General features: G+C 55.9%; 10 protein-coding genes. 8 read left to right on the top strand and 2 right to left on the bottom strand.

Annotation, left to right across the window (positions count from 1 at the left end; translation table 11 throughout):
• The first annotated feature begins 9 nt into the window (after positions 1-9).
• From ACZ5EH_RS09170 to ACZ5EH_RS09180, 3 genes are all read left to right on the top strand, one after another.
• Positions 10-1,173, top strand: a complete 1,164-nt coding sequence (locus ACZ5EH_RS09170; protein WP_464277821.1) for a LeuA family protein — start codon at positions 10-12, stop codon at positions 1,171-1,173.
• Positions 1,174-1,440: 267 nt separating this feature from the next.
• Entirely contained in the window at positions 1,441-1,686 is a 246-nt protein-coding gene (locus ACZ5EH_RS09175; RefSeq protein WP_464277822.1) for a hypothetical protein, read from the top strand.
• 89 nt (positions 1,687-1,775) lie between these two features.
• A complete protein-coding gene (locus ACZ5EH_RS09180; RefSeq protein WP_464277823.1) occupies positions 1,776-2,168 on the top strand; it encodes a VanZ family protein in 393 nt (130 codons plus the stop codon).
• Between the two features lie 42 nt (positions 2,169-2,210).
• Here the strand turns inward: ACZ5EH_RS09180 and ACZ5EH_RS09185 are convergent, their stop codons facing one another.
• Entirely contained in the window at positions 2,211-3,152 is a 942-nt protein-coding gene (locus tag ACZ5EH_RS09185) for a DsbA family protein (protein ID WP_464277824.1), read from the bottom strand.
• Positions 3,153-3,943: 791 nt separating this feature from the next.
• Between ACZ5EH_RS09185 and ACZ5EH_RS09190 the strand changes: the two genes are divergently transcribed.
• From ACZ5EH_RS09190 to ACZ5EH_RS09210, 5 genes are all read left to right on the top strand, one after another.
• A complete protein-coding gene (locus ACZ5EH_RS09190; protein ID WP_464277825.1) occupies positions 3,944-4,222 on the top strand; it encodes a hypothetical protein in 279 nt (92 codons plus the stop codon).
• A 100-nt stretch (positions 4,223-4,322) separates the two neighbouring features.
• The gene (locus ACZ5EH_RS09195; RefSeq protein WP_464277826.1) at positions 4,323-5,804 is read left to right on the top strand and encodes an FAD-binding oxidoreductase; all 1,482 of its coding nucleotides are present in this window, start codon (positions 4,323-4,325) and stop codon (positions 5,802-5,804) included.
• A gap of 324 nt (positions 5,805-6,128) precedes the next feature.
• On the top strand, positions 6,129-8,570 hold the full coding sequence (gene pheT, locus ACZ5EH_RS09200; protein ID WP_464277827.1) for a phenylalanine--tRNA ligase subunit beta: 2,442 nt from the start codon (positions 6,129-6,131) through the stop codon (positions 8,568-8,570).
• A gap of 78 nt (positions 8,571-8,648) precedes the next feature.
• Positions 8,649-8,957, top strand: a complete 309-nt coding sequence (locus ACZ5EH_RS09205) for a MerR family transcriptional regulator (protein ID WP_464277828.1) — start codon at positions 8,649-8,651, stop codon at positions 8,955-8,957.
• 154 nt (positions 8,958-9,111) lie between these two features.
• Positions 9,112-9,507, top strand: coding sequence for a cytochrome c3 family protein (locus ACZ5EH_RS09210; RefSeq protein ID WP_464277829.1), 396 nt, complete (start codon positions 9,112-9,114; stop codon positions 9,505-9,507).
• A gap of 214 nt (positions 9,508-9,721) precedes the next feature.
• Here ACZ5EH_RS09210 and ACZ5EH_RS09215 read toward each other — a convergent pair whose 3' ends face one another.
• On the bottom strand, positions 9,722-11,638 hold the full coding sequence (locus tag ACZ5EH_RS09215) for a diguanylate cyclase domain-containing protein (protein ID WP_464277830.1): 1,917 nt from the start codon (positions 11,636-11,638) through the stop codon (positions 9,722-9,724).
• Positions 11,639-11,797: the final 159 nt, after the last annotated feature.

The raw sequence follows: 11,797 nt of genomic DNA on the forward strand, positions 1-11,797 counted from the left end.
AGACGGACCATGCCTCAAGGAATTATCGACAGCACCCTGCGTGAGGGGGAACAGTGTTACGGCGTGTATTTCACCCCGGAAGAGAAAGAAGAGCTCATTGTCAGGCTGGGCCGACTGGGCGTGGATGAAATAGAGATCGGCGTACAGGGGCAGGAAGACCTGAATGACCTGCTGCAGCTTGCGTCCAGGGTTGCGCCCAATGTTGCGTGCAGCGTCTGGTGCCGCTCAAGGGATGAAGATGTGGTGGCTGCTGCGCAGCATGGCTGCAGGATCAACATGGGGTTGCCCGTGTCCGAGGATCATGCCCGGCAACGGCTGGGGTTGGAATTGGGGGACATTCCGGTTCTTGCTACAAAAATGGTGACCCTCGCAAAACAGAGTGGCGCGCCGTATGTTTCCTTGGGCCTGGAGGACGTTTCCCGCGCGGCTCCTGAAACAATCCTGGAAGTGGCTGCCGCCGCTCTGGATGCTGGGGCGGCGCGCATAAGACTTTCGGACAGTGTGGGCCTTCTGGACCCGGGACGCATGGCCCTGCTTGTGGAACTGTGTGTCGAATCACTGGGCGACCGCCCGGGCTGGAGCCTGGGCGTCCATTGTCACAACGATTTCGGTATGGCCATGGGCAATGCATCCACTGCTTTGGCCACCGGCGCATCCTGGGCCGACGCTTCCGTACTGGGCATTGGCGAACGCGCCGGCATCACCCGTCTGGAGGAACTGGCTAGCTGGCTGGCCCTGCAACGTGGAAAGACTTCCTACAATTTGGGAGAACTTCGCGGCCTGTGCGCGATGGTGGCCGAGGCGGCGGATTTGCCGCCTTCGCGTCTGCACCCCATAGTGGGGCGCGATGTTTTTTCCTGCGAGAGCGGTTTGCATGTGCATGCCGTGTCCAGGAACCCGGCTCTTTTCGAGCCCTTTGACCCGCGCCACGTCCAGGGCGAGCGTAAGATGTCCGTGGGCAAGAAAAGTGGCCGTGCAGCGGTGCGCGGTGTTTTGCGTAAATTTGGCGTGGATTTGCCTCCGGCAAAGTTGGAAGAGCTGGTTGCAGACTGCAGGCAACATTCCGCCCGTCTGGGGCGCCCCTTGTCCGATGCCGAATTGTTATCGCTTGCCGTGCGCAGCATGGGAAAGACGGAGCAGGACATGCAAAGCAAAGAGTTGCAGCACGCCTGAAACAAACACAAAACAAGCGAGTGATACATACTGCCCATATTGTATCCCGCCTTCCTGCGCCCTCTGAAAAGACACACCAGCCAGGCCCTGTTCACGGTTGTTGACAGCCGTGGCAGGGCCATTTTAACAAGCTCCCTATATTCTGTTAAAATCGAAAAACAGCCCTGGAATGCAGTTGATGGCGGTTTGCCGCCACAAACTGCCTTCGCAACCCCGTGTTTCAGAAGGGGCGCTGCCTGTAAGGGGCAGTTTTCTTAGGGAGAATTCATGGCCAATTATCTTGTGCGCGGCATCCTCATCGGCGGTTCCCTTGGGGTCCTGGCTTCACTCGTGGGTATATTCGATATGGGCCGGGGCGCTATTCTTGGCGCCACTGCCGGCGGTTTTGCCGGGTGGACAATGGAAAGCAAGCAGCAGCGCAAGCAGGAGGCGGCCAAAAAGGCAGAGGCCGCACGCGAGCGGGAAATGGCCGACGCCACGGATTCCACTGATTCTGATGACGGGAAAGACTGAAGCGGTGGAGCCATGAAAGCTGAACGCATGCCGGGGGGGACACATTTGTCTTCTGCATCGTTTGCGCTTTGGTACGGGAGACTGGCTCAGTGAAAGGGGGGACATTCAAATACCTGGCCCTTATGTGGCTGGTTGGAATCGCCCTCTATATTGGATTGGTTCTTTTCCCTGTCCGTTTTCCCCTCGTAGACCTGCCTGTTGCCGGAGGGGTTGCGGTTGGCGACCTGTTGCATTTTCTGGCCTTTGTCATCCTGGCCGGGTCCTTCCCCATAGCCTTTTCCTCCAGGTTGCTCGCTCTCTTTTCCCCCGTGGCGCTTATTTTGCTGAATGTGGTTCTGGAATTCGCCCAGATGCATATTCCTAATCGCCGATTTTCTGAAATGGATGTTCTGGCAGGCACCGTGGGTTGTCTTGTCGGCGCCCTCATCGGCTGGATTGTTCGCATCGCGGGCAATAAAAAGGCCCCTTCCGAACGGGTATGAACCGTTTGGAAAGGGCCTGTTGCGCTTTATAGCCTAGGGTCGCTATTGAGCCGGCGCCGCCTCGGGTTTTTCCTCGGGGGCATCAGCCGCCGCCGGTTTTTCTTCTTTTGGAGCGGGATTTTCTGCAGGAGGCGCAACAGCCTGAGCCGCAGCCTCATCCGGCACGAAGATCACGCCGCCCTCTGTCTTGTCGGGATGCTCGGCGCGGTACGTCATGACCCTGCTGATGACTTCTTCGAACTCACTGATGGGGGCGGCGCCGGAAATCAGCACTCCACCCACCAGGAAAGACGGGGCGCCACGCAATTGCAGCATGTTGGCCGTTTGCAGGTCGCGTTGCAGGATGCCTTTGATCCGTTCACCCCTGAGCGCTTCTTCGATTTTGTCCGTGTCCAGGCCGAGATTTTTGGCCTGTTCGTCCAGCCATGCTTTCCCGCCCTCTGCCAGTTCCTGCCGGTGCTCAAAAAGGATGTCATGCAGTTGCCAGGCCTTATCCTTGTCCTGCATGGCGGCTGCTTCAAAGTACGCAGCGGCCAAGGGCGCCATTTCATGCGAGGAAAGGGGCATGTGCAGGAACACCAGATTCAGCTTGTCGGGGTGGCGTGCGAGGAGTTCCTTGATGACCTTGTTGGCGTTGGCGCAGTGCGGGCATTGGAAATCGGAAAATTCCACTATATTGATGGGGGCGTCCTTGGGGCCGAAAACAGGGCGCTCCTCGGAAACCGTAACGCGCAGCGGATTTTCCAGTTGCTCCGCGATCTGGTCCTGACGTTCTTTTTCGCGTTTGAGATTTTGCCCTTCCAAAACGATATCAAACATTTCCTCAGGATAATGGTGCAACAGGTCCATGACCATTCTGGGGTTTTGGCGGATGCCTTCTTCCAGTTTGGCCGGGGTCAGCTCGCCGCCGGCCATACTCGAGACCATGTAGCCGGTGGCCAGGCCCAACAACAGGCAAATGACGGCAATGACAACAGTACGCATGAATCCTCCTCATGAAAATGAAAACCGGCTCCGGAGCAGGGGCAGTGGCCGGCCGCCTGCATTGATGGATGTACGCCGAGTTGCAGTCGATTTCGGGGTTAATGATCCAGCGGCGCGTTCAGAAGTTGCCGCTTTTTGCGGTAACCACCGCTTAGCCTCGCTGTAGCGCGGCCGTTTTTATAACGTAGCGCAACAAAATGTAAGCATTTTGTTGTTGGCAGTAATAACGCGCTCCAGCCTTGGTTGCAAGACAGTTACTGCAGCAGTTTTGGGGGGTGTATACCGCTTTTTCATAATTTTTTGCTACATTGGTGCATCGTATGGAAATAGCGAATGAAAAAAAAGTTGCAAGAGGGGGGCTGTTGGATTGACAATCTGAAGGGGCAACTTATTTATAAAGTAAGGCGGGACCTGCTGCCCCGCCAGGTTGATAGAAAAGGACGGAAACGTAAACGGAGGGTAAAGCGGCATAGAAACGCACTACTACCCAACATACGGCGAGCTGAGTCGCCATTGTAAGAAAGAGCGCGTGCGCTGAAACAACCTGACGGCCTCCCAGACCGAAAGGCGGGAACAAACCGAAGGTTGACCGGGATGACCGGAACAGCGCACTTTTTTTTATTCTCTTCTCCACAAAATATCCTTTTCCCATAAGTCTTTGCATTCCACATTGAAAATCTTCAGTAAAATGTCACTTGCCGCTGTTGCCATTCGGCGGGGCTGTGATACTTTGCCCCCGGTACGGCGACGCGCTGCCGACATTATCTTGATTGTGAGAGGAGAGGGATAACATGCGATTGCTTGCCGTATTCTGCTGCGCCGTCCTTGCGTCGGTGCTGTTTTTGCAGGCTTGGGGGGCTTCGGCCGAGAAATCGCCCGAGGAAATGCTGAAAAGATATTGCACAGTGTGCCACAACCTGGAACGTGTGCGAAAGGCCGTTGGGAACAGGGACCAGCAGGGGTGGACCGACTATATTTCGCGCATGCAGGGTAAAGGCGCGTCCATTACAGACAGGGAAAAATCACAACTGGCCACCTTTTTGGGCGACCTTAAAACACCGACCTTCTGACCCCGTTCAGGGGCACCTCTTTTCCGGTGCGGCCTTTGGCCGCGCTGCTGCGTAAAATCCCTGTGAAAGTCCGGCAGGCAGGGCGTTTCGGACAACGACGATGAGCAGCCTCACATTTCGCGGACGGCAGGCCCTGGCCTTGCTGTTTCTTCCTGCAGCTGCAGGATGCGCACTCTGGCTTTTTGCTGTGTGGGAAACACCCCATGCCGCCGCCGGCTGGTACCGGGTGCTGGGCAAGTTGTGCGCACTTGTGGGGATCGGGCTCGCGCCTGCCGTGGCTGCATTGGGGATGCGCCAGCCAAAGGCGGAGCGATATCTAGGGCTCGAGCGCATGCTCAGAATGCATCAGAAGCTGGGCGTCTTTGTTGTTGTGTTGCTCGTGGCTCACGCTTCGCTGATGATCGCCACCTTCACCTCCTTTACGGGGCGCACTCCGCTGCAAGCCCTGCAGTCATTTGCAGAGGTGTGGGAGATGCTGCTCGGAATGTCTGCCCTGGGGCTCGTTCTCCTGGCAACGGCGCCCGCCGGTTTTACAAAATTCATCTGGAAACAGCGCCGGCAGCTCCGGCAACAGGAAAGGGCACCGTCACCCCTGCTGCCCTCTGCAATCCCGTTTTCATACTGGAAACCGCTGCACTTGCTGCTGTATGTGGCTGTGCCGGCCGGCATGCTGCATGGTTATTTTAGGGGCAGCGAAATGAACGCCCCCGTTTTTGTGGGGTATTGGCTGCTTTGCCTTACGCTTTTTCTGGCGTGCGCGTCGCAGCGCAGTTTCCTGCTCCTGAAGGGGCACAGGCGCATGCGTCTGCGCGTTGCTGCCGTCCGTCCGGAAAACCATGATATTGCAACCATAGTGCTGCAACCGGAGAAAAAGGGGGCGCTGCCACCCTATCTTGCCGGGCAGTTCATGCTTTTACGTATTCCATTGCAGGGGCGTTTTTCCGAGCCCCACCCCTTTACGATAGCCTGCCCTGCGCCTCCTGATGGGAGAGGTGGGCAGGAAATTTGTTTTTCGGTCAAACGTGGTGGCCGCTTTACCCAGGCGTTGCATGAGCTGGAGCCTGGAACCACGGTGCGTTGCGAAGGCCCGTATGGGGTCTTTTGTCGTGATGCTGCCCGGGCCTTGCCCCATTTTACCGCTGGCGAAGAAGAGGGCGTTCATCCGGAACATCCGCTTGCGCTCATTGCAGGAGGTATCGGCATAACCCCGTTTCTGTGTCTGCTGCGGGCCATGGCGCAACGCCAGACAAAAAGGGAAGGGCAGCGTTCGCGGCAGGTGCATGTGGTCTGGGCCAACAAGACCGTGGCCGATGCGTTTGCCCTGGACGAGCTCAAGACCCTGAGTAAAGTGCTCGACCTTTCTGTGACGCTTGTTTTTTCCCGCCAGACAGTGCCCGAAGGGCTGGGAGTGGAGGCCGTGTACGGCCATGTGGAGCGCGAGCTGCTGGAAAGGCTCTTTTCAGGGGGGGAGGCCTTTCACCTCTGTGGCCCCCCTGCCATGCAACAAAGCGTGCTGCATGCCCTGCACAGCGCCTTTGGCCTGCACGAAAGCGCAGTGGAGCGGGAATTGTTCATCTGGTAGCGCTGCGCGTTGCTCGTCTGCAGAATGAAAGCGACGCCTGAGCGAGTTTTGACGGGGTTTTACTGCGCTGAAAGATTGACAGCCAGGGGCAATTTGGGTGAACTAGCGTGCTTTGCACGCTTTTTTTCACCGTTTTTATTGGAAACGGGGTGGAGCGGAAACTGCGTGTTCCAGACGCATGTGCTTTGTATAAATAAAATTTTCGCTCCTGCGACATTTGCCGTGCGGCATTGCCGTCGGCAAAACTGTTTTTTTATGGCTTCGAGCCGTACGCAATCCGACGTTTTGCGCGCGTAATATTCCGCCTTCTGGAGGCTTACAAAAATGTATCTTAGCATCAACTGGCTGCGGGAATTCGTTCCCTACGAGGGGTCGGAACAGGCCCTGGGCGACAGACTGACAATGATGGGCCTTGAGCTCGAGGAAATTTTGCACCCCTTTGCCGGGTTGAAGGGCGTTGTTGTGGGGCATGTGCTTACCTGTGAAAAGCACCCCCAGGCGGATACGCTTTCGGTTTGCACTGTGGATGCAGGGCAGAGCGAAACGCTGCAAGTGGTGTGCGGTGCGCCAAACGTAGCGGCAGGGCAGAAGGTTGCCTTTGCGCCTGTGGGCGTCACCCTCCCCAATGGACTGAAGCTGAAGAAAGCCAAGCTCCGCGGCGTTGCCTCCCATGGGATGATCTGCGCCGAGGATGAACTCGGCCTTGGGGAAGATCATAGCGGCATCATGGTCCTGGACGCCTCTTTGGAGCCGGGGCGGGAACTCATAGACGCACTGGGTCTGGATGAGGTGGTTTTCGACATTGGCGTTACGCCCAACCGCGCCGACTGCCTGAGTGTTCTGGGGCTGGCCCGCGAAGTGGGCATTGCCTTTGATCTGCCTGTGAGCCTGCCAAAGGTGGAGCTGCAGGAAACCGGCAAGGCCGCCAGCGACTATGTGCGCATTCAGATAGACGATCCGGAACTCTGCCCTGCGTATCGTGCACGCGTTTTGGAAGGGGTCACCATCAAGCGCTCTCCGGACTGGATGCGTTGGCGTTTGGTCGCAGTGGGGCAGCGCCCCATCTCTAATATCGTAGACATCACCAACTATGTGATGTTCGAGCTGGGGCAACCCTTGCACGCCTTCGACCTGGACCTGGTGGAGGACGGCGTGATCCGTGTTGCGCCGGCCGACGACGGCATGCGCTTCACCACGCTGGACAATCAGGAGCGTATCCTGACCGCCAATGATCTGTTGATCTGGGACGGTAAGAAGCCCATTGGACTTGCCGGTGTCATGGGTGGGGCAAATTCCGAAATGCACGCGGGCAGCTCTGGCGTACTTCTGGAGTCGGCTGTATTCCGCCCCGCCAGTATCCGCAAGACGGCGCGGCGTCTGGCGCTCCCCAGCGAAGCCAGCTACCGTTTCGAGCGTGGCGTGGACCAGCCTGGTTCGTTGTTGGCCCTGAACCGCGCCGCAGCCCTGATGGCCCAATACAGTGGGGCAGAGCTGCGGCCGGGTGTTGCCGAGGCCGAGCCGCGCCCCTGGAAAAAAACGAGCATCACCTTGCGTCCTTCTCGTGCTCGCAAGCTTCTTGGGCTTACGGACGAGCTGGGGATGGACGATGCCTTTTGCAGCCGCGTGGTTTCTAGCATGGGGTGCGATGTGGAAATGGGCGAGGGCGCATGGACTGTCTCTCCTCCCAGCCACCGCCTGGACCTGGAGCGCGAGGTGGACATCATCGAAGAACTGGGGCGTGTTTACGGGGCAGACCGTATCCCCGCCACCCTGCCGCAGATAAAAAAGCCACTGGATATTTCCGGCAAGAAGGATTCGCCCCTGGAAGGCGAGTACAATTTCAATGTCTGGATCAAGCGCTGGGCCTCCGGCGCAGGGCTGAGTGAAGTCATCAACTACAGTTTTGTGGGGCAAAAGGACCTGGATCGCCTGGGCCTGCCGGAAGAAAACCGTATCCCGGTGAAGAACCCCCTGAGCGACGAGCAGGACGTGATGCGTCCAGAGCTGGCGCCCGGCATGTTGCAGAACCTGCGCCACAACCTGGCCCAGGGGAATGAAAACCTGCGTCTTTTTGAGGTTTCCCACGTTTTTGAGGCCGATGCCACATCAGAGAGCACGGCTCGCGAGCCCAAGCGCCTGGGGCTGCTGCTGCATGGCAGCCGCTGGGATGGCGGCTGGCCCTGGCAGGCAGAAGACGCGGACTATCAAGATTTGAAAGGGCTTGTGGAGCATCTGCTGACCTTCATGAAGCTGCCCAAGGGGAGCTATGAAATTCGCGAGGGGCACACCTGGATGTCCCCCTGTGTGAGCCTGCGTATAAACGGTCAGGATGCTGGCGTGCTCGGGCGCGTGGACCCCGCCATTGCGGATGCTCACCACGCACGCAAGGCCGTGTGGATGGCCGAGCTGGATCTGGATGTGCTCAAAGAGATGTATGAGAAAACCAGTATTCAGTTCTGCGAACTGCCGAAATTCCCTTCTTCCTGGCGCGACATCACGCTGGCCGCTCCGGGGGCCTTGCAGGTTGGGCGCGTTATAGAACACGTGGAAGGCATGAAATTGACCCTGCTGGAACGCGTCCGGCTGGTGGATGTTTTTGTGCCGGAACAGGCCGCTGCCGGGGAGGAACGCTTTGACGACGAGCGCCGTCTGACTTTTCGTATAACTTTCCGCCACGCAAACCGCACACTTACGGATAAAGACGTGGACAAGGAAATGAAAAAAATGTCAGAATCGCTTTTACAGGCATTGCCGTTACGCATGTAAGGGGACTTACACACCAGTCGGCGGAGAATGCGGTTGGCAGATACATTGTTGTCTGCGGGCCCCGTAAAGGAGACCGTCATGGAGGAGGGCAAGACCTATCGCATAGGGGAAGTGGCGAAAATATTGCAGCTTAAGAGCTATGTGCTGCGCTTTTGGGAGACCGAATTTCCGCAGCTCAAGCCTTCTCGCACGGACAAGGGGCAACGCCTCTACTCCGAAAAGGATGTGGAGCTGCTGCGCTCCATCCAGCACCTGCTGCATGAGCGGGGCCTGACAATAGACGGGGCGCGCAAAGAGCTGGCCAGCCATACCCCGCAGGACGACCTGCTGGACATGATCCGGCAGGAACTGATGTCCATACGTGAGATTTTGCGGACGGGATGCTGAACGTCCAAGGCAAGGGGTGCATTACGGCCCAGCGCTTGCATCAACAAGGGTAAGTCGGGGGAAAGTATTGCCCCTTGACTTTTTCCGTGTATATGGTCCAATGTAAGTGTCTTTTTTCACATTTCAATCAGTATTCTTGAGGAGGAGACTGGAAATGAAGAAACTGTTTACCTGCCTGGTCGCAGCCGCCATCGTGTGTGCGTTTGCGCTGCCCAACCTGTACGCCGTCGACGCTCCCGCTGACGGCATCAAGATGGAAAAAACCTCTAACCCCGTAGTGTTCAACCACTCCACCCACCAAGCCGAAGACTGTGAGTTCTGCCACCACAAGTCCGGGGGTGATCTTGCCAACATCAAGGCCTGCTCTTCTGAAGGCTGCCACGATGCTTTCGACAAGAAAGACAAGACTGAAAAGAACTACTACAAAGCCATGCATGGCAAGCACAAAACCATCCCCACTTGCGTTTCCTGCCACCGCGAAAAGGCCGGCAAGGACAAGGAACTGAAGAAAAAGCTGACCAGCTGCAAGGGCTCTGTTTGCCATCCCTAAGCTGAATCCGGCTTAATTTTAGTCGTTAAGGCGGCCGTCTTGCTGTGGCAAGGCGGCCGCCTTGTTTTTGGAGCTGCCATGTTTGAGAATACCGTCAACAACCTGTCGTTTGAGAATTGCCGCGCGTTTTTCGGGGATTCGTCGTTACGGAATAAAGCAGGCACAGCTACTTTGTAGACGGCAGCGCGAGGGGAAAGGGGGCTTTGGGGGGATATCACTCGGTATCGGGTGTGTCTGTCACCAGGGTGTTGCCGCCACGTGATTTCGCTTCGTACAAAAGGGCGTCGACCGCATTTATCATCTCGATATAGCTATCATATTCGTTGCTGAATGACGTGATGCCGGCGCTGATGGTGACTACCTCGTGCGCGCTGTGAATGTGCGGCATGGCGAGCTTTCTTATGGCGTCCTGAATACGTTGCCCGAGTCGCTGGGCCGTGTCCTTGTCGGCACTGTTGAAAATGACCGCAAGTTCTTCCCCGCCGTAACGGTATACGCGGTCCTCGTTGCGGATGGTGCGTGCAATTTGTTTTGAGATGTTTTGCAGCGCCCTGTCGCCTGCCGTATGCCCGTATTTATCATTGTAGTGCTTGAATTTGTCCAGGTCGATCAGCATGAGTGAAAAGAATTCAACCCCTTGTTTGGCCTGGTTGAAGACGATCGCGATATCGCGGTCAAATGATCGGCGGTTGTGAATCCCTGTCAGGCCGTCTAAGAGGCTCAGGTTTCGCAACTGCGCATTGGCCTGCTCCAGCTCTCTGGTTCTGCTTTCCACCCTGTTTTCAAGGCTCTGGTTCACTTCGTGAACATGGCGGGACATGTCCAGGAACGCTCTGGCCAGTTGGCCAATTTCATTCTTGCTCTTTACCGGCAAGAGCTCGGGATTCTCCACCAGTTCCTCATGTCTGTTGCGCGCCACAAGGGAAACGGCCTTGAGCATGCGCTGTAAAGGGGCGCGTACCTGCCTGTTTATCACCAGGTAGATGACGAGGTAATACATGACGAAAAGTAACAATCCGAGCAGGAGCACGATTCTTGAGGCCTGATGCGCCTCTGCGAAAACAATGCTTTTGGGATAGACCATCACAAACCACCAGTCGGGGCCAGGTATGTGGAATGAAAGAAAGTAGCTGTCTCCCTCTGTATCATCAATGACGTAAATATCCTTTTCCTGCCGCGTCACTGCACCGTGCAGCATGGAATACATGCGGAGTATATCAGGCTCCTCTATCTTGTCCCGCGAGAGCATCCCCTTCCATTTTTGCTCTTCGCTAAGTGCGCGGGGGGAGGCAATAAGATCGCCATTGCTGCTCATTATGAAATTGTATGCGCCGGCAGGATGTTCGGATACCAGCCTGTCCATGATTTCCTTGAGGGAGACATCCATGCTCGGGTTGCAGAGGTGGCGCCCTTTGTAGTCCACAGGCAATTCATAGGTAATAGTCCATTGCTCAGCGGTCTCGTCGTAATACAAGCTCGTCCAGACAGGGGTTCGGTCCGGGTTTGTAGATTGCAAGGTGGCCTTGATGGTGCCCAACTCGTTCATGGGGAGGTCTGGTCTGGCTTCCAGCCCCCAAGGGGAAACCGGGGAAAAGACCGTGATAGCGTTTTCAGGAAAGCTGACATGCAGCCCCCCTTCCGGCCACCATGCCGGACCGTAACGGTTCACCAGAATGTAGGAAATAAGCAGGCGACGCTGAAAATCAGGCGATGCAACGGACTGGTTGTTGCCAATAAATGAGGTGACGCCCCATTGTTTGCCAAGGTTTTGGTCTGTATGCCCATCGAAAAAACGCTTTTTCATCCTAATGGCGCCATCCTTGTCAACTTCATACAAGCGCCAAAAATCATCTTTGGTAAAATCTATATCTGACAAATAGAGGTCCATGAACGCGTCACGAAAGAAATCAAGGCGTTTTGTTGTTTCAGAAAACACTTTGTTTTCGTGCCTGCTGCGTACCTGCATGTATTGTTGGAGATACTGTATGTTTTTTTCTTTGCTGTTCGAGTAAACATTATAGTAGCTCAATATGGTGGCGATAAAGACAATAACGGCGCCAAAAAAGCTGACTCGCAATAGTATTTGAGAACTGAGCCGGTTGAAATTTTGGAAGTAGGGTGTCGTTTTCATATACGATTTCCAGCATAAAAAGTACGCGTTTAGTTCTATTTGTGCTGTTCTGTTTTATAGATTTGTACTGTGGAGCAATATTGGCATTGTCCTGCGGCATTGTCACGTTAAAATCTTTTACACAATATTAATAAAGGTTTGTTTTAAAGCCTTTTGTCC

The organism is Desulfovibrio biadhensis (assembly GCF_055388615.1).